Genomic DNA, 17784 nt, shown 5'->3' on the forward strand with positions numbered 1-17784 from the left:
CCCGGTCACTCGTCCATCAGGTTGGCGATGAGAGGGCGCGCGGATGCCAGACGGAGCGCGGCGATACGGACCGCCGTGATCACGTTGACCGGTGCGTAGAGATCCTTATCGTGCCACAGCGGCGGGTAATCGTCCGGACTGCCGTTCAGGAGCAGGAACGCGCACCCGTCGGCCACGGCACGCGCGACGACGCCGGGGTCTGCGGAACCGCCGCAGTGCAGCAGGGTCTGGATCGAATACGAGGTCTCCTCGGCGGTGCCCGCCCAGCGACCCCACGAGCCGTCCGGGCGTTGGGTCGCGAGCACCCACGCGACGGCTCGGCCGATCGCGGCCGACGAGTCCGACCGACCGGCTCTGGTAAGCGCCCCGGCGCAGCAGGAGGTCGCGTAGTAGGGCGAAGCGTGCCACTTGTCCCACCAGCAGCCGTCCGCCCGCTGGTGGTCGAGCAGCCATCCGGATATCCGGTTCACCGCGGCCTGCCGACGCGTGGGCTCACTGGACGCGCCGCGACCAAGGCGTCGAGGACGTGTGCGTTCGTGCTCGTCGACGGTGTGCGCTCACCGGTGAAACACTCGAAGCAGTCCGGGCCCTCGTACCGCCACAGGCAGTCAGCCGAACGCGGGCTGCCCAGACGTGCGAGGACGTACAGCACGGCGGCGGTGTCGTCGGAGTCGGCGGGCAAGCCGGGTCCCGCGGGTGCGCCGTCCGGCCCGATCGCGGCGTGCAACGTCGCGATCGCCCCGTGAGGGGGTTGCAGGTCCGGCACCGCGTCGGCCAGCGCCATGAGCACCCAGGCGTGCTCGAACACCGTGATCGGACAGACGCCGGGCACCGGCCCGCCGTGCCACGCCTGCAACCTCCGCAGGTGGGCCAGTGACTCCCGGTGTTCCACGTCGGGCACGTCCGGGCCACCCAACCAGGCCGCTGTCGCCGCGGCCGAGCCACCCACCACGCCACAGGTCGGTTCCACCGGTGCCACACCCCGTGCGCCCGGACCAAGGAATTCCAGCGAGTGCCATAGCTTGACGGGCACCGGCGCGCCGCGCGCTAACGCGTTCTGCGCCGAGGTGACGGTCCCATCATCCATTCCATTGGGCAGACCGAGCCGCTTGTGGTCACGCGACCACGGGCCGAGCGCCTGCCACTGATCGGCAGCCAGTGCATCGAGGTGGTCGTTGACCGCACGAACCATCTGCGGAACGAGCAGTTCAACCGCGATCGTGTCTGGAATGGACAGTCTCCTGTCCGGGCCGAGCCAGCCGATCAGCGCGTCCAGGCCCCTCCTGGCCGCTTCCGTCAGCCTGGCCCGATTCGGGAGTCCGTCGGTTCGGGCACCGTGGCGGCGCAGCGTGGTCAGCAGTGCCTCGGTCGCGCTCAGCGTCGGCACCACCGCATAACCGTCGGCCCCGCCCCAGCCCCCGTCCGACCGCTGGGTCGCGACGAGGAAGCGCAGCCGCTGCCCATGCCCGTCCAGCCACGGGGCCAAGCTCACCAACCGCGCGGTCTCGTACGGTGACGGCGTGGTCTGCCCATACGGCGGCGAGGAAAGCCGGTCCAGCACTGCGTTTACCGCCGTACCTCCAGCCTCAGCCCGCTCGTCGACATCCATCGACGTCCTCCTCGCTGCAGGCTGGCCAAGGCGTTCCCCTCCATTGAGGTGGAATCGCATCGAGAGGCGCGATCACAGGACTTCACGTCAGTGACCGGTGCACTGCCGAACCGGTGTGGACAGTTCGCCTGCAATGCGCGCACACCGCCGTTTCGAGACTGGTGGCAGTCGGCGATGTCGGCTAGCCACCAGAGGAGTGAACTCGCCGTTTCCACTCTCTCGCGCCAGGTTGGTGCTGCAGAGGTTGAATGCCCAGTGAGGCATCGAACCCTTTCCAACCTGGCGGCGTGGGCGGTGACCGCGGTGGAGATACGGCGAGCTCCTGGTAGATGACTTCTCGACCAAGAGCGAGGCCATCCCCAGGAGCTTCGATCGCTTGTCTCCCACACCCGCTTGGCAGCGGGTGTGGCGTCGGCCTGGCCGCCCTCTGCCGCTACATCCGTCAAGCGGTCGAACTCCCGGCCACACCGGCACCAGGCCCGGCCGACGCGGCGGATGTGCGATGCCCTCGCGATACCGCTCCTGGTCCGGGTGGACCTGCCCGGTTCCTGCCCGTGGTCGACCAGGAGTGCTGCGGTGCGGCGCGAAGCTGTTGTACGCCTTCGCCGAGGCAACCGTACCGGGATCACCCTGGTGATGCGGAAGTCCTATGGCGGTGCCTACGGAACAGCGTCGGACAGCGGGAGGAGTGGCCCGCGGCATCGACCCGGGGGATCGACGAGGTTATCCACCCCGCTCACACCCGCGCACGACCGATTGCCGCGTTTCACCGACCCAGCGACCGGCCTTCGAATCCACGCGCCGGAAGGCCGCGACCGCAAATCCCGCTGGGACACCCCAGGGGCTTGCAACCACCGTCGGGCCGCCGAACTGCTCGAGGAGGACAGCGTCTCGAAGACGGTGCGGGGCGGTCGCGGTGACCGTTCCGGAGGTACTGTCGACCAGCTCGTCTGCGGCGACCTCAAGGCATCGGAGCCCACCACGGCCGGGCGAGTGCCCCTCAGCTCGATCTGGGAGAAGTGCTGGGCCTTTCACACGCGGGCGAGGGCCAGGCCTTTCGCACCGGTCGGGGACACCGTGTGGGCGGCGGCGCAAGGCCATCACAGCGGAGCTGGATGTGCACCTGGTATGCGACAACTACGCACCCGCGACACCCCGGACAACGGTGCCCGAGCTCGTCGAGAGGCACGTCGAGTTCCCCACCCACAACGCGTTCGGCCGCCGGCGGTGATACGCCGGCCCACCAGGTCACTGGCACCGCACCCGTCCTTCGCCCAGGACCGTGGTGCCGCGGGTACGGGCGCGAACCACGCCGGTGATGTCCGGTGCGCGCATCAGCCGCTCCACCGCGCACCGGGCGACCGTCATTCCGCGGCGTGCAATGCGATCCGGATCTTCCGTGCGCCTTGAACCTCTGTTTCCCGCCGAGGCGGCCAGGATTTCGCCCTTGAGCCGATCGTCGCGCACCGATCGCGTGGAAGCGGGGGTAGGCCCTTGGCGGCGTAGTACGGGAAAGTGATCCGCACGCCTGCCCGGCGCAGGACACGACAGACCGGCTCGACCCCGGACTGCTGTGTGGGCCGGTCGACGTTGTCGATCACCTTCGCGCGAGGGTCGGGTTCCGCCGGGGACTCCAGGACCTCGTTGGCGCGATTCAGTTCCGCTGTCTCATGGCGAGTCGCTCGTATGGTTCTGTCGCGGGTCGTCCGGACGGGAGCATCCTGGGTGACCAGTGCGGGTAGTGCGCCCGCACAAGGCTTGCGGGTATTGCCCGTATGGAGAGCGATGACGAGCGAACTGTTCCGCACCGCCGCTGCCACCCTGACGACGGTCGTCTTCACCGTGGCGGCGCTCGTGTCAGGTTCGGCAGGGACGGCTTCGGCCGGGGTGCTGGACGTGACCTGCACCCCGCCCAGCAGCCAGAACGACACGTTCACGCCGCCGCTCACGGTGACCCCGCAGAACGTCATCGTCCGATCAACGGCGCAGTACGGGCCGTGCGTGTCGTTGAGCAACCCGGCCATCACCTCCGGCTCCACCCTCCGCACCACGACCGTTCCGGGACTGTCCTGCCTCGACCTGCTGAGCAGCGGCTCTTCGACTTCCACCATCATCTGGAATACAGGTCAAACCTCGACCGTCTCCGTCTCCGTCAACTTCACCGCCACCATCGTGGGGGCCGCCCTGGTGGTCGCCCGCACCGGCACGGTCACCTCCGGTCTGTTCGCCGGGAGCGCCGTCGTCCAGACCCTCACCGGCCCGGCCACCGACGTGCTGCTGTGCACCGCCGGACTGGGAACGGTCTCCGGTATCTACTCGCTCGCGCCTTTGGAGATCACCTCACTGTGAACGGCAGATCTCACGTTGGCCCACCGTCGATCTCACGGTCGGTCGACGGGAACGAGGCTGTGCGCTCCTGCCACGCCACACCCCAAAACCACCGGGTAGATCCCGACAAAGCGGGTCCGCCGAAGTCCGGACCTACGTGCCCGAACGCAGGCCGAGGCGTTCGCTCTCTGCCACCTCCGCCCAGAACGGACAACTCGAAACCGTGCGGCAACTTCCCGACCGCTGTGCTTGCCGAAAATGTCGTCCGTGCAGGTCAGGCGGCGTGGTGGTACTCATTGAGGATGCCGCCCAGTCGTTGCCGACGGTGGATGTCGAGTCGGGTGACCGCTGCTTGGTCGGTGGTCGGCTGTGGCAGCGGTTGTAGTGGTCGGGCGTTGACGATGCCTTGATGGGGGCGGTGGGTGTTGTAGAACTGCTCGTACTCGCGCAGGGCGTGCAGCAGGTGCCGCCGGTTCCAAATCAGCGTGCGGTCGAGGAGTTCGCGTCGGCAGGTCCGGATCCAGCGTTCCATGATCGCGTTCATCCGCGGGACGCGAACGCCGCTGAGGACGACCTTGATGCCCGCGTCGGCGAGGACGGCGTCGGCGAGGACGGCGTCGAACAGGGCGGGGTACTTGCCGTCGCGATCGCGGATGAAGAACCGCACGTGTCGGCCCTCGTCTTCGAGGTCCATGACGAGATTCCTGGCGGCTTGGGTGACCCAGGCCGCGGTCGGGTGCGCGGTGGCGTCGAGCACGCGGACCCGACGACTGGCGTGCTCGATGACCGCCAGCACGTACAGGCGGGTGCCGTTCAGGATGGAAGCCTCGAAGAAGTCGCAGGCCAGGAGCGCGTCGGCTTGAGAGCGGAGGAAGGTTGACCATGTCGTCGTGGTGCGTTCGGGTGCCGGGTCGATCCGGCGTCCTTGAGGATCTGCCACACCGTGGATGCGGCGCTCTTGATGCCGAGTACGAGGAGCTCGCCGTGGATGCGGCGGTAGCCCCAGGTGGGGTTCTCCCGTGCCAGGCGAAGTGCGAGGAGGCGGATCGAGCGTACGGTCCGTGGTCGACCGGGCCGCCTGGGGCGGGACCTGGCGGCGTGGCGGCGAGCGAGGAGGTCCCGGTGCCACCGCAGCACCGTCTCCGGGCGCACCAGCAGTCGGAGCCGATGAAGTGTGGCGACCGGATGCCGGTGCAGCAGCGCCGCGAGGAACGCCCGGTCGCCGCGAGAGAACCGCGGACGGGCGTTGCCCAGTTGGCGTTCCAGGATCGTGAGCTGGTGGCGTAGCGCCAGGATCTCCACGTCCTTGTCCCGATCGGTCACGGGCAGCAGGCGCAGTAGCGCGAACGCGTTGGTCACACCGAGGTAGGCCAGTCGCAGCAGCACAGCCGGTCATCATGCCGTGCTGTGAGCGCTTCGAGGTCTTTGGCCTTGCACGCCCTCTACCTGCGTGGATGGAGTTCTCGGCAGGTACAGCCTCAGCCGCGCCCAAAACCGCCCAACCGGGAAGGTTCCGCCCGCTCGACGGGGTAGCGTGAGCCGTGCCCGACGACCTCGACTACTCCCCGCTCGCCGCCCCCGTCGACCCGGCTGCGGCATTGGCGCACGCGAAAGCGAACGGCGACCCCCCGGGCCGCGACATGGCGTGCGGCGCACTCGTGTTCGCCGTGCTCGTCGCCGCCTTCTCCGGTTTCCTGAGCATCCCGCTCAACATGTACCTCACCGGCGCCCATCCGGACGGCGGCGTGGGCGTCCGGCTCCTCGGGCTGCTGCCGCTGGTGATCGGTCTCGGGCTGATCGTCCTGGTCGTCGTCCAGGGCCGCAAAGGTAGCGGGCGGGTGCGGATAGACCACTACCGCATCATGCAGTTCGCCGCCCGCAACGGCATGGGCTACCGGATGAAGGTCAGGGACCCCGAGCAGCCCGCCGGGGTCTTCGACATCGGCAACAACCGCTGCGCCGTTGATGTCGTCAACATCGAAGGGCCACGTCCGATGGAAATAGGCCAGTACCACTACACGGCCGGCTACCACGGCGCGGAAACGTACCACTTGGGCTATGCGACCACCCCTCTCGACGCCCACCTTCCCCACCTGCTGCTGACCTCGCGGGCGAAAGGCACGGGCGTTCGGCACATGTCCGGCGGAGCCACCCTCGGGAACCCCGACCTGCGCGGCCCCGGCACCGAAGCTTTCACAGTCTCCGGGCCGTTCGGCAGGGCCGGGGAGATCCAGGCCCTGCTGGACCGCACCCTCTTCTCCCCCGACCTCCTGGCCCGGTACGCCGAACGCCCGGTCAACATCGAAATCGTCGAGAACCGCCTGTACTTCTTCTCCCCCAAGCCGCTGTCCACCACCGACCCGGAAACCTGGCGCTGGCTCCTCGCCCTGCTCTCCGACACCGCGGAGCGCCTGGAATCCTGAGCGCTGCCCGGGAGCGGGCCCGCGCGACCGAAGGCGGTGTGGAACGAACATGTCGACATCGGCTCGCGTGGTGGGGCACCCGCTGCGGGTGTGCCTGCACGGACACCGACATCGACACCGACACCGACACCGAGCAGACCCTGACCTACAACCGACCCTTCATGGTGCCCGACACCGTCACCGCCTGGCCTCGGGCACCAGACGCTGCTGGAGGTGGCGTTGGCCTGCGGGATTCCCGGCCAGTACCCGACCGCATTCGCGGCGCGGGCCGTGGACACCGCCAGCGGGCTGGCCAAGGTCCGCGACGCGCACGAGCGGCAACCCGACTGGAGCAAGGGCTGGTACCTGGTGTGCCGCCCGGGTCACCGGGGCCCTGCTCAACTTCACGGGGTGGCCTCTGCCAGGAGGACCACCCGAAACCCCGTGCTCGAAAGGGGCTGCACCACCCCTGCCTGGAAGGGGTGCAGCGACGACGCTACAGACCACCTCGAGGAAACAGCACGTACATGTACACATGGCAGCCGATAGACCGCTCACCAGTACGAACACCGTCCGGCAGGCGTCCAGAACAGTCCACTGGGCACGCTGGACACCTCCCTCGGACACCACATCGGCCATCGCGACGGGCATCGCGATGCTCGTCGCGATGGCGACGCCCCCGCACGGCGGCCCAGCCCGCCACCACGGCCAGAGCAGCACCACGTCGATCACCACCCGCGCCCGCCGAGGCGCACGTGCCGGCGGTCCAAGCACGCGCGGCGGCGCGACCGGAAGTGACCGGAAATGACCGCGGTGGCGGGCACCAACTCCACCACCCGGGCACAGCAACGCACGTCGAGGCGCGGCGCGTCCGTGGCCGAGTTCTCGGCGGGGCGGACGTCGATCGGCGGGGCGGACGTCGTCGCCCCGAGGCGATCCGCGAGCGCCCCGACGGCGAGGGAACGCGACGGCCGGGCCGGTGAGGTGGGAGTGGCGCCGTCGGGTGTTGTAGCGGTGCGCCCAGCCGAACACCGCCAGGCGCGCTTCCCTTGCGCTGCCCCAACTCCGGGCGCCTTGCAGTGTTTCGCGTTTGAAGGAGGCGTTGAGGCTTTCGGCGGCGGCGTTGTCCGCGGAGCTGCCGACCGCGCCCATGGACCGGGTCACCCCGGCGGCGCGACAGGCCTCGGCGAAGGATTTGGCGCCGTATTGGGCTCCGTGGTCGCTGTGGAAGATCGCCCCGGCCAGGCTGCCCCGTGTCCGCTGCGCCGCGTGCAGGGCGTCGAGGACCAGGTCGACGCGCACGCGCCGGTCGAGCACCCTTGACCGCTGGCTGTCACCACATGGCCTTCATCGCAGAAGTCGCACGCCGGCCGCGACGCCGCTTGTCGGCAGCGCGACGGGTGAGTGCCGAGTGGGCTGTCGACGCGGCTGTTCCCCACGGTGCGGGCGATGGGATCTCGGCGGCGCGGGACGAGCCGAAAGCCGGCGTCGGATGGCCGGGCGCGTGGATAGCCAGCGCCGCCTGGGCATCGTCGGTGCGCCAGGCGCGCGACACCAGCCGGTCGGTCTTCATCGACTGCCCACGCGCAGCGCGGCCAGCCGTTGCGGGCGCGGCCACCGGACCTGCCACACCCAGCCCAGCTTCTCGAACGCCCAGATCACCCGTGCGGACACGTCCAGCTGACCGCGGTCGACGCCGTGGCGGGCGCAGGTCGGGTCGGCGTGGTGGGAGTTGTGCCAGGACTCGCCCATCGACAGGATCGCCAGCGGCCAGAAGTTGGCGGAGCGATCACGGGCGGCGAAGGGGCGGTCGCCGATCATGTGGCAGATCGAGTTCACCGACCAGGTGACGTGGTGCTGGAAGGAGATCCGGGCCAGACCTGCCCACAGGAACGCCGTCAGCGCACCCCACCACGACAACGTGATGACCCCGCCGAGCACGGTCGGCACGATCACGCTCAACGCGACCCACAACGGGAACAGCCGGTCGACCATGTGGATGTCCTTGTCCGCCACCAGGTCCGGCGCGAACCGGTCCACGTTGGTGTTGTCCCGCCCGAACAGCCACCCCATGTGCGCGTGCCAGAAGCCTCGCGCCAACGCCATTGGCGAGGTGCCGAACAGCCACGGCGAGTGCGGGTCGCCCTCGCGGTCGGAGAACGCGTGGTGGCGGCGGTGGTCGGCCACCCACCCGATCACCGGCCCCTGCGCGGCCAGACCCCCGGCGATGGCCAGGGCCACCCGCAGCCCGCGCTTGGCCTTGAACGCGCCGTGCGTGAAGTACCGGTGGTAACCGATCGTCACGCCCAGGGTGGACACGGTGTAGAACACCGCCGCGAGCGTCACGTCCACCCAGCTCAGCCCCCATCCCCAGGTCAACGGCACGGCGGCGATCAACGCGGCGAACGGGATCACCAGGAACAACCGGATGACGACCATCTCGGTCCGGGTACGGGGTTGCGCCAGCAGCGGTTTCGGTGCGGCGGTTGTCGACGAGGTCATTGAGGCACTACCTGACTGGAAGAGCGACACCGTGCCGAGCGGGTCCAGGTCGGTCCAGGGTCGGTGCGAAGCACGTCCGGACCGAGACGGGCCGGCCGGCCGGAGAAGACGGGGAAGCGGCGTGCCGACCGGTGTGGCAGCGGCTTCCGCGAACACCCTGAGGGTACACCGCTCGACCACCCGGCACCGATTACCGCGCGCTGCGATCCCGCTCCGGACGCACGGTTGGCGCATCGAGCGACCGGCACGTGACGGGGTGGGGTCGACCGGGTGGGCAGGAGGCTCCGGTCCGGCGCGGCCTTGCTGCTGGTCGTCCTGGCGGGCCTCGCGGTGGTGCTCACGCTCCTGGTCGGCGCGGGACAGGCCGGCACGGCGCTGTTGGGCGCGCTGGGGTGGTTGGTCGCGCTCGCGGCTCGGGTGCCCGCGGTCGCCTCGGCCGGACGCCTGCGCGACCTCGACCGCGGCCGCGCCCTGCTCGCCTTCGCGTCCGCGGTGACCGACGAGGTGGTGCGCCTGCTGCTCGTGCTGGTCGGCGTCACGGGGTTCGCCCCCGCCCTGTGGGCGGGCCTGGGCCGGGCCGTCGCCGAACTGGTCTTCGTCACCGCCACCGGCCTGTCCCAGTCCACCGTTGCCCTCGGCCGCGCGCGGCCGAGCTGCTGGGCGCAGAGGGCGGGGTCATGGCCACCCACCCCCTGCACGTCCTGCTCCGGGGCGCCACGACCACGGCGTTCCACCTCGGCGCGACACTGCTCCTGGTGGCGGGGCCGTGGTGGCTCCCGGCGACCGTCGCGGCCCACGCGGCGGTCAACCTGACCTTCGCCCGCTGGGCCCGCCACCGGCTACCGGCCGCCGAAGTGGTGGGCGCGCTCGTCCTGCTCGGCGGCTTGGCGCTGGGTGGCTAGGCCCGTCCGCCGTCGCCTTCCCAGCGGTCCTCGTCGACGGTTCCCCGCGCCTCGGGCACCGCGTGCACGGCGTTCGCGCGCGGGGACGGGACCACGAGCAACCGGATGCGGGTGTGGTCGGCGTTGACCAGGATGACGGTGTCGGGCTGGATGAAGTGGAAGCCCTCCATCCGCACGGTGACGTCCCCGACGTCGAGTGTGCGGCCGGCCCGGCGCCAGGAGCCGAGGTGGTAGGAGACGCGGCGGACTCGGCCGTCGGCGCCGAGCACCGCGAGCAGTGGCGGGAACTCGGTCGCGGGGTCGGCCGAGCGGGGCCACCAGGCGCCGTCGACCGCGCCGCCGGAGCAGCCGCGGGGTTTCATCGACAACCGCAAGGCGGGCTGCCGGGTCTCGGCGGGTGGGGTGGGCAGTTCGAGGGTCATGCTGGAGGTCCCGTCTCCGACGACGCGGAGGGAGCCCGCCGGATGTCGTCGTGCGCCCAAGGCGGAGCCGGCTTGACCGTCGACACTCGAAACACCCTCGGTCACCCCATCCTACGCCGCATCGCGGCCAACGGCGCCGACAGCGAGGCGGTGGGCACCGCGATGGCCGAATCGCGTGTGCCGTAAGGCATGACGAGCGTGTCGCCGTGCAGCAGCGCACCGCACGAGCGCACGACGGTGAGTCCGCGACCGCCCGGGAGCACCGCGACCAGGTGGTTGCGCAGCGCGGCGGTGAACGTGGGCAGACCGCACTGCGTCGGGGGTTGCGTGCTGGGGAACCCGTAGGTTCGAGGCATGCCAATGCCTTTCGGGATCGAGGGCGACGACGGCTTCCCGCGCACCGGCAGAGTCCTTCGTGGATGCTCGCGGTTCGGTCGAGGCCGCTCGGCGGCCATCGAAGAACTCGACCGGGTGGAGGCTTGGGGCGTACCCGACCACGGTGCGGGAACCACCGGCCCTCGCCCACGACCTCGCCCGATCCGAAGGCGGGGGAACGGGCCACACCCGCGACCGGGCCTCCAGCCCGTCGCGCGGTCACCAGTCCCCGACGTCAGCGGCCGGCCACCCGTGGACGGCGTCGACGACGCGCAACCGGTGGATCCGCACCGCGAGCGCGAGGGCGCCCCGGTGCGCGGGTTGCCCTCGCGCGGCGTCCTGCAAGGGGCCCAACCGCTCGGTGGTGCGCGCCGACTGCAGGGTCTGGCACAGGTCCACCGCCTGCTCGCCCAGCCGCGTGCCGGTGTCCATCCGGCCCGCCAGCAAGTGGCACACGGCCAGTGAGATCAGGCTGGCGGTCCGGCTGCGCGCCCTGTCCGGGCCGAAACCGTCGACCGCACTGGTCAGCAGCAGCACGGCCCGGCCTGCCTCGGCCGGGTCGATGCGCGCCAGTTCCGCGTGGACCGTGCCGCCGATCGCCGCGAGTTCGACGTCGGTGAAGAAGGCCGCCCAAGGCGCGACCGGCTCGCCCCGCGCACGCGCGTGGTGGTCGGCGGCTTCGCCCAGCAACGTCAGCGCGTGCCCCGGGGAACCCAGTTTCGCGTGCGCCCACGCCTGGTTCGCGACGACGACCGCCAGGGCGAGCGCGGAACCGCTGGCCCGTGCCGCCCGTTCGGCGGACTGGAACTCCGACATGGCCGATCGCGGCGCGTCGTGGTGCAGGTGGACGCGACCCAGCCGGTAGCGGATGTTCGACACCAGGGCCTCGTCGCCGCTCGCCACCGTCAACGCCGTCCGGAGGTGGCGGAGGGCCTCACCGGTCCGGCCGGTGTCGAAGCACGCCCAGCCGGCCACGTTGTGCAGGTCCGCCACCGCCGTGCGCAGCGAGTGGCCGATCCGCGCGGTGACGGTGCGCTCCAGCAGCGAGAGAGCCGCCGGCAGCCGCCCGACGGCCTCGTCCACGCAGCGGCCTCCGCCGTGCCGGTGGTCGTGCGCCCGCAACCTGCCCACGCACGACTCCAACGCCACGACATCGGCCGCCCCCACACGCCCCGGCGCCTCGGGGAGATGGTCGTCCACCGGGCCGCCGGCGACGACGTGGACATCGGGTCGGGGTCGAAGCATCGGGTGCCTCCGAGGACGCCGGACAGCTCGACGGTCCGCCGGGGCAGGGGCGAACACGTGTGCGTCCATCAGCGTCCCACATCACGACGAACCGATCGGGTGCCTTCTCGCGGGATCGGTGGGCCGTGGACCGCAGCCGCTCGGAGGCGCCCGACGATCTGCTCCACTCAGGACCGCGGGAGCAGGTGATGCGGGGGCCCGCCCCGCGCCGGCACGCCGTCGACGTGCGCGTACACGTCGAACACGAGGTGCAGCCCGGTGATCGTCAACGGCCGCAGGACCGGACGGGTGCGGGCGACGAGGGAGAACCGCACCCCGGCCGCGTCGGCCGCGGACCGGGCCTCCACCAGCACGGTGAGCCCCGCCGCACCGAAGAAGACGACCTCACCGAGGTCGGCGACCAGGTCCGGGCCGGCCGGGCGGATCTGCTCCGCGAGGCGGTCACGCAGGCGGGGCGCCGTCCAGAGGTCGACTTCCCCGGACACCGCGCACACCACGGTCGACGACGACAACGCCCGCGTCACGACCGTGAGCAGTCGAGCGGGCGGCAGCTCGGACCAGGGGAGCACGACACCGGGCGACGGGGAACGATCGGGACTGCGGACGGGAATGGCCATGAGGGTCCTCTCACCTGGAGGTGGCGTCCGCGGGGTCCGGGCGGAGGAACTGCTGCCTTGAGGATGGACCAGGCGAGAAGCCCGCACAAGGCCGTTCCAAACCTCTCCGGGTGAAATTTCCAAGAAATTTCGACCGATGCGGCGAGCGGTCGAGGGAAATGTGACCGATACCGGTTCCCGACAATTTTTCGGCGTACTGTGCGGCGCGTGCCCGCGCACATCGCGAGTCGCCGCCCGAGCCGCCGCCCTGGGCGCACCACGGCGACCGGCGGGGCTCGACCGGCGAGGGCGGGGACACCGAGACGACCTGCGGACCGGTCCGAGCCGAGCACGGGTTCGCGTGCGGGTGGGTGCTGGAACCGCGCTCCGGAGCGGAGGTCCGGCTCGACGGCGGCTGGTGGCCGCGGTCCACCGACCCCGCGATCGAATTCTTATCGAGGACGATTCGCATTCGTGAGCTCACAAAGCGAGCGATACACCCGTTCGGGCGACATGACGCCGATCGCCCGGACGGGGGTATAGGCTGAACTCCGTTACCCCGGACCCCGGTGGCGCGACACCTCCAGCTTCGACCACGGAGGAAGGTCGCGAGCCGGGGTCTCTGCTTCGGGCGGATGAACACCACTCCTTCCGGCTCGAACCGCGCTCAAGTGAGCGCACGACGCTCATTTCACGACCGCGGCGCTCCGCTCGGGTCATCAACCACCATGCTCCAGGAAATGAATCGAGATGCACCACACCCGCACTACCGCCAAAGCTCTGCTCGGCGCCACTGTCGTGGCCGGCGGCCTGGTCGCCGCGCCCCTGGTGGCGCAGGCCATCACCATTCCGGTGGCGTGCAGTGAGAACGCCCTGGTGTCCGCGGTGAACCTGGCCAACTCCACCTCCACCGCCGACACCCTCGTCCTGGCGGGAGGCTGCACCTACCGCATGACCGCCGCCCACGGCGGCGCGTCCAACGCGCTGCCGGTCATCACCACCCCGATCGAGATGGTCGGCCCCGCCACCGTCACCAACGCCTCGCTGCTCCGCCTCGGGCTCCGGATCGCCGAGGTCGCCCCGACCGGCAACCTCACCCTGACCACCGGTGTCGCCTTCACCGGCGGCAACGTCGTCGGCCACGGCGGCGGCATCCTCAACCGCGGCGCGGTCACCCTCACCGGCAGCACCCTGACCGGGAACACCGCCACGGGCAACGGTGGCGGCCTGGCCAACGCCGACACCCCGACCGGCACCGCGCCCGCCGCGACCTTCACCAACAGCCCGGTGTCGAACAACACCACCCTGCTCGGCGACGGCGGCGGCCTCTACAACGGCCGGCGCGGCACGCTCACGGTCACCGGCGTCTCCGGCAGCCCGCTGTTCGTCACCGGCAACAGCGCCGGCCGGGGAGGCGGGATCTCCGCGGTCGACGCCACCGCGACGACGCTCACCCAAACCGCCGTGACCGACAACCACGCGCTCGCGGCCCTCGGCCAGTCCGGCGGCGTCTACCGCCGCAACGGCACCATGACCACCACGAACTCGCCCATCACCGCCAACACCCCGAACAACTGCGTCGGCAGCACCCCCGCGGTCCCCAACTGCACCGGGTGACCGACCGTCGGCGGCACCCCCTGCCCGGTGAACCGGCGCTACCGCAACTGCCCTGACCGCGCACCGCGACCGACGCGGTCCCCGCCGGCCACCTCCGGCGGGGACCCGCACGTGTCGGGGCGGACTGCCAAGGACACGGATCTCGTCCGGCACACGGCCTCGCCGAGGGGCGCGAGGTGGTCGGTGTCAGCGTCGGAGTTGCTTGGCGCCGTCGGGCGCGTTGAGCAGGTGCGGGGTGTCGATGTCGCCGGCGATGACGTCGTGGGCGACGCTGCTCAGCTTGAGGTTGTGCCCGCGGGCGTAGCCGCGCAGCGCGGCGAACGCGGTGTCCATGTCGACCTGGAGGCGTTCGGCGACCAGCCCCTTGGCCTGTTCGACGATCACCCGGCTGTTCAGCGCGGATTGCAGCTGTTCGGTCAGCACCTGGTGGTGGTGGATCGAGCGTTGTTGCAGCAGGCCGATGGTGGCGACGTCGACCAGCGCGGTGGCGGTGCGCAGAGCGCCCGCGTCCAACTCGCCCGACCGCGTGCGGAACAGGTTGAGCGCGCCGATCACCTCGCGGCGCAGGCGCATGGGCAGCGCGTCCACGGCGACGAACCCGGCTTCGGTGGCCGCCGCGGTGAACCTCGGCCACCGCCCGTGCGCGTCCGCGAGGTCAGGGTGGCTGACCCCGGCGCCGGTGGCGAACGCGTCCAGGCAGGGGCCGTCGTCGTTCTGGAGCTGGAAGAGCTCCAGCAGCCGGACCTGCTCGTTGGAGGACGCGACCAGTTGCAGCCTGCCCCGCTGGTCGGCCAGCAGCAGACCGGCGGCGTCGACGTCGAGCAGTTCGACGCACCGGTCCACGAGCATGTGCAGGAAGTCGATGACGTCGAAGTCGTCGACCAGGGTGTCGGCCAACTCGACGAACGTTTCGACGAGACGTTCACCGTCCATCGCAGCCACCTCCGCTGGTGTGCTCACAGTGCGATCGTGTTCCGTGCGTGCTCACGGTCGTCCCCCGTCGCGGTCGAACCGCCGTCGGCGGGCCACGATGTCGGACGCGAGCGCGCCGAGCGGCACCTGCTCGGCGAACGCCCGTGCGCGCAAGTGGGCGAAGGCGTCGGCCATGCCCAGGCCCAGCTGGGCCGCGACCATCCCGGTGGCCTGGTGCACCTGCGGGTTGTGCAGGGGGAGGCCGGCCCCGCCGTCGCCCGCCGCGTTCAAGTCCGCCTGTTCGTCCAGCAGCAGCCTCAGGGCCAGCTCCGCGAACGCCAACGCGTCGAGCAGCGTGGCCGCGTCGAGATGGCCCACTTCGAGCCGGTACAGCGACAGCACCCCGACCCGGATCGCGCCGACGCACAGCGGCAGCGCGAACAACGCGGCCGCGCCGGCTTCGACGGCCAGCGGCGCGAACATGGGCCACCGGGCCTGGCCGGCCAGGGCGTCGAGATCGGCGACGAGCGCCGGGCCACCTCCGCGCCAGACGTCGACGGCCGGGCCTTCGCCCACCGTCACCTGCAACTCGGCCAGGCGCTCACCCAGCGCGTCCGTGGCACACCCGACCTCCGGCCAACCGGAGGTGTCCACCGTCAGCACGGCACCGCTCACACCCAACCGCGCCACGGCTGTCCGGCAGAGGGTTCCGACCGAGACGGGCACGTCCAGTTCGGTGGCCTCCTCCGCGATCCAGCGGCTCACCTCGACCAACCGACTGGTGGTGTACCGGGCCACCCGGAGCCCCTCCGGTCATCGAGTAGAGCGACGGGAACAGGACCTTTATCGTCTCACTCCGCGCGCCGGCAAACGGTGTTCCCGTGCTGTTCACCCGGATGCGCCAGGCCACCCAGTCGGGTACTCCACCGTCCTGCGCGCACGACCGAGTACCGGTCAGCGTTGAGCGGGGCGCGACCGCCGGCGGCTCACGTTCACCCGGACGCGCCTGCGCCACAGCGGTCCGCGGAGCGCGGTGTCGTCGGTCGGCGGTTCGGGTGCGGTGGCCACCGGGGGCGTCACCGGCGGTTCCGGCGGGGTGGAGGTGGTCACGACGCGGCCTGGTGCCCGTAGAGGCGCGCTTCCCGCCACGGCCCGCACGCCTCCCGGTCGGTCGACCGCGGCGACCGAGCACGGTCGAGGGGGCCGCGCGTCCCGGTGGCAGGGTCGGTGGTGGGGAGACCTGACTGGTTCGAGGTCAACTCGGCGTTCCCGCCTCCGGCTCGATCGGCCGGACTCGTCGTGCGCCCAAGGCGACGCCGGCTCGAACGCCGGCCTTCGACGCGCCTTCGGTGCGTCACACGGTACACCCGCGAGCACCGCGGGAGTGTTGTCGCCGGGCTCGGCCCGGTCCCGGGGAACGCCCGGTCATCTCCCTTCCGTTCGCCGGCGTGGTCGACCTCGACGGGTGAGCTGCCTCGGCGCGATGGATCCCCTCTCGCGGGGATCCGCGCCCGGCTCGCCCGGGAGCGGGCCGAGCGTCGCGCCCCGTCCCCGCCGGGTGCCGCGGTCACCGACCGCCGCCGGACCGGACCTCGCGCCGGGTTTGGCGACCACTGGAACCGGGCACCCGATCGGGTAGCAGCCGCCCCGGACCCAGGCGACGCCGGACACCGGAGGTCTGCCTGCCCATACCCACACGACGCCTTCCTGCGTCACTGCGCGGCAGCCCGGTCGAGCGAACGCTCCCGGCGCTCCCGCCCCGGGCGTGAAGCCGCTCCCCGCCGAACGCCCCCACCGAACGCAAGGTCGAGGAGACCACCGTGACCGACCCCACCACCATGCAGAAGCCGCTCACGCAGACCACGAACGCCGAGGTCGTCCCGCGTGAGGGCACGTCGACGCCGACGCGGGGGACGACCACCGTCGCCGACACCGTTGTCCAGAAGATCGCAGGGCTGGCGACGCGCGAGGTCTCCGGCGTGTACGCGCTGGGTGGCGGCGCGGCCCGTGCGTTCAGCTCACTGCGCGAGCGCATCCCCGGCGCGACGGCCTCGGCCGGTCAGGGCGTGTCGGTCGAGGTCGGCGAGCGGCAGGCCGCTGTCGACCTGCACGTCCTCGTCGAGTACGGCGTGTCCATCACCGACCTGGCCCGCTCGGTTCGCCGCAACGTCATCGGCGCGGTGGAGCAGATGACCGGCCTGGAGGTCGTCGAGGTCAACATCGCCGTCACCGACGTCCACATCCCCGGTGACGACGAGGGCGACAACACGCCGGAAACCAGTCGCGTGCAGTGATCCCCGAGATCGAGGCGACGGTCATCGCCACCGCCGTGCGCGCCCTGCCGCAAGTGGCGGGGCCGCACAGCGGGCGGTACGGCGAGATCGCCACCCACCTGCCCGGGCGCAGGGTCGACGGCGTCCGCGTCCGGCCGGCCGAGATCGCCGTGGGAGTCGTCGCGCGGTACCCGGCCACCACCGCGGAGGTCGACACGGCCGTCCGCGTCGCCGTCCGCGCCGCGATCGGCCGGGCCGTGCCGGCGCTGCACGTGTGGATCGGCGACATCGCGCTCCCCGACACCCGTTCGCCCGGCGCACAGCCACCGGGCGCCACCGCCGACCGCACCCCGGCACGCGGGCTCCCGGAACGACCCGGGACCGGCGCGGCGGCACCTGTCAGAACAGCGAGGCAGTCATCGTGAACTCCACCACCACCGGGATGCTCGCGGGCATCGCGCTCGGTTTCGCCGCGGCGTTCGGAGGCTTCGGCGCCTTCGCCGTCGTCCTGCTGCTCGGCGCGGCCGGGCTCGTCGTCGGCAGGGTCCTCGACGGCAAGCTCGACATCTCCGCGCTGACCGGCCGCGGCCGGGGTTGAGCG

The 17784-nt window shown here is 71.3% G+C and carries 20 protein-coding genes and 1 pseudogene; 7 read left to right on the forward strand and 14 right to left on the reverse strand.

Features of this window, described 5'->3' with window-relative positions:
• Positions 1-5 precede the first annotated feature (5 nt).
• The 3 genes from ABTZ99_RS06980 to ABTZ99_RS06990 all read right to left on the reverse strand — a co-directional run bounded on the left by ABTZ99_RS06980 (position 6) and on the right by ABTZ99_RS06990 (position 3076).
• Positions 6-470, reverse strand: coding sequence for a hypothetical protein (locus tag ABTZ99_RS06980; RefSeq protein ID WP_499608905.1), 465 nt, complete (start codon positions 468-470; stop codon positions 6-8).
• Positions 467-1609: a hypothetical protein gene (locus ABTZ99_RS06985; protein WP_499608908.1), complete on the reverse strand. Its 1143-nt coding sequence runs from the start codon at positions 1607-1609 to the stop codon at positions 467-469. Before ABTZ99_RS06985 ends, ABTZ99_RS06980 begins: the two co-directional genes overlap by 4 nt.
• A gap of 1248 nt (positions 1610-2857) precedes the next feature.
• A complete protein-coding gene (locus ABTZ99_RS06990; RefSeq protein ID WP_499608910.1) occupies positions 2858-3076 on the reverse strand; it encodes a hypothetical protein in 219 nt (72 codons plus the stop codon).
• Between the two features lie 258 nt (positions 3077-3334).
• On the opposite strand from ABTZ99_RS06990, the gene ABTZ99_RS06995 reads away from it, so the two are divergent.
• Positions 3335-3958 carry a hypothetical protein gene (locus ABTZ99_RS06995; protein ID WP_499608912.1) on the forward strand — a complete coding sequence of 208 codons (624 nt, stop codon included), beginning with the start codon at positions 3335-3337 and terminating at the stop codon, positions 3956-3958.
• A gap of 253 nt (positions 3959-4211) precedes the next feature.
• Here ABTZ99_RS06995 and ABTZ99_RS07000 read toward each other — a convergent pair whose 3' ends face one another.
• Together ABTZ99_RS07000 and ABTZ99_RS07005 are read right to left on the reverse strand one after the other, a co-directional pair.
• The gene (locus ABTZ99_RS07000) at positions 4212-4733 is read right to left on the reverse strand and encodes an integrase core domain-containing protein (RefSeq protein ID WP_499608914.1); all 522 of its coding nucleotides are present in this window, start codon (positions 4731-4733) and stop codon (positions 4212-4214) included.
• A gap of 17 nt (positions 4734-4750) precedes the next feature.
• Positions 4751-5323: a transposase family protein gene (locus tag ABTZ99_RS07005; RefSeq protein WP_499608917.1), complete on the reverse strand. Its 573-nt coding sequence runs from the start codon at positions 5321-5323 to the stop codon at positions 4751-4753.
• Between the two features lie 155 nt (positions 5324-5478).
• Between ABTZ99_RS07005 and ABTZ99_RS07010 the strand changes: the two genes are divergently transcribed.
• Positions 5479-6360, forward strand: a complete 882-nt coding sequence (locus ABTZ99_RS07010; protein WP_499608919.1) for a hypothetical protein — start codon at positions 5479-5481, stop codon at positions 6358-6360.
• 960 nt (positions 6361-7320) lie between these two features.
• Here the strand turns inward: ABTZ99_RS07010 and ABTZ99_RS07015 are convergent.
• The 3 genes and pseudogenes from ABTZ99_RS07015 to ABTZ99_RS07025 form a co-directional block, all read right to left on the reverse strand.
• Positions 7321-7641: pseudogene (locus tag ABTZ99_RS07015) on the reverse strand (transposase); the annotation flags it as partial.
• 31 nt (positions 7642-7672) lie between these two features.
• A complete protein-coding gene (locus ABTZ99_RS07020; protein ID WP_499608920.1) occupies positions 7673-7912 on the reverse strand; it encodes a hypothetical protein in 240 nt (79 codons plus the stop codon).
• On the reverse strand, positions 7909-8841 hold the full coding sequence (locus ABTZ99_RS07025) for an acyl-CoA desaturase (protein ID WP_499608923.1): 933 nt from the start codon (positions 8839-8841) through the stop codon (positions 7909-7911). Before ABTZ99_RS07025 ends, ABTZ99_RS07020 begins: the two co-directional genes overlap by 4 nt.
• A gap of 270 nt (positions 8842-9111) precedes the next feature.
• Here ABTZ99_RS07025 and ABTZ99_RS07030 point away from each other — a divergent pair, with 270 nt between their 5' ends.
• Entirely contained in the window at positions 9112-9654 is a 543-nt protein-coding gene (locus ABTZ99_RS07030; RefSeq protein ID WP_499608925.1) for a hypothetical protein, read from the forward strand.
• Between the two features lie 85 nt (positions 9655-9739).
• Here the strand turns inward: ABTZ99_RS07030 and ABTZ99_RS07035 are convergent, their stop codons facing one another.
• The 4 genes from ABTZ99_RS07035 to ABTZ99_RS07050 form a co-directional block, all read right to left on the reverse strand.
• The gene (locus ABTZ99_RS07035; protein WP_499608927.1) at positions 9740-10165 is read right to left on the reverse strand and encodes a DUF5994 family protein; all 426 of its coding nucleotides are present in this window, start codon (positions 10163-10165) and stop codon (positions 9740-9742) included.
• A gap of 101 nt (positions 10166-10266) precedes the next feature.
• Positions 10267-10521, reverse strand: a complete 255-nt coding sequence (locus ABTZ99_RS07040; RefSeq protein WP_499608929.1) for a hypothetical protein — start codon at positions 10519-10521, stop codon at positions 10267-10269.
• 238 nt (positions 10522-10759) lie between these two features.
• Positions 10760-11854: an NsdA family TPR-like regulatory protein gene (locus ABTZ99_RS07045; RefSeq protein ID WP_499608931.1), complete on the reverse strand. Its 1095-nt coding sequence runs from the start codon at positions 11852-11854 to the stop codon at positions 10760-10762.
• Between the two features lie 98 nt (positions 11855-11952).
• The gene (locus ABTZ99_RS07050) at positions 11953-12402 is read right to left on the reverse strand and encodes an STAS domain-containing protein (protein WP_499608933.1); all 450 of its coding nucleotides are present in this window, start codon (positions 12400-12402) and stop codon (positions 11953-11955) included.
• Between the two features lie 729 nt (positions 12403-13131).
• Here ABTZ99_RS07050 and ABTZ99_RS07055 point away from each other — a divergent pair.
• Complete coding sequence (locus ABTZ99_RS07055; protein ID WP_499608935.1) at positions 13132-13998, forward strand: hypothetical protein; 867 nt, start codon at positions 13132-13134, stop codon at positions 13996-13998.
• A gap of 186 nt (positions 13999-14184) precedes the next feature.
• Here the strand turns inward: ABTZ99_RS07055 and ABTZ99_RS07060 are convergent, their stop codons facing one another.
• Together ABTZ99_RS07060 and ABTZ99_RS07065 are read right to left on the reverse strand one after the other, a co-directional pair.
• Positions 14185-14931, reverse strand: coding sequence for a GAF and ANTAR domain-containing protein (locus ABTZ99_RS07060; protein WP_499608936.1), 747 nt, complete (start codon positions 14929-14931; stop codon positions 14185-14187).
• Positions 14932-14982: 51 nt separating this feature from the next.
• Positions 14983-15708 (reverse strand): GAF and ANTAR domain-containing protein, encoded by a 726-nt coding sequence (locus tag ABTZ99_RS07065; RefSeq protein ID WP_499608938.1) that lies wholly within the window; start codon positions 15706-15708, stop codon positions 14983-14985.
• A gap of 1022 nt (positions 15709-16730) precedes the next feature.
• Here ABTZ99_RS07065 and ABTZ99_RS07070 point away from each other — a divergent pair.
• Genes ABTZ99_RS07070 through ABTZ99_RS07080 form a run of 3 tightly spaced genes read left to right on the forward strand, consistent with a single transcriptional unit; the run spans position 16731 to position 17781 of the window.
• Complete coding sequence (locus tag ABTZ99_RS07070; protein ID WP_499608940.1) at positions 16731-17204, forward strand: Asp23/Gls24 family envelope stress response protein; 474 nt, start codon at positions 16731-16733, stop codon at positions 17202-17204.
• Complete coding sequence (locus ABTZ99_RS07075) at positions 17201-17608, forward strand: hypothetical protein (RefSeq protein WP_499608942.1); 408 nt, start codon at positions 17201-17203, stop codon at positions 17606-17608. Before ABTZ99_RS07070 ends, ABTZ99_RS07075 begins: the two co-directional genes overlap by 4 nt.
• The gene (locus ABTZ99_RS07080; protein WP_499608944.1) at positions 17605-17781 is read left to right on the forward strand and encodes a hypothetical protein; all 177 of its coding nucleotides are present in this window, start codon (positions 17605-17607) and stop codon (positions 17779-17781) included. The genes ABTZ99_RS07075 and ABTZ99_RS07080 overlap by 4 nt, the downstream gene beginning before the upstream one ends.
• Positions 17782-17784: the final 3 nt, after the last annotated feature.

Source organism: Actinosynnema sp. NPDC002837, assembly GCF_040295345.1.
In the GTDB taxonomy this organism is placed as follows: domain Bacteria; phylum Actinomycetota; class Actinomycetes; order Mycobacteriales; family Pseudonocardiaceae; genus Actinosynnema.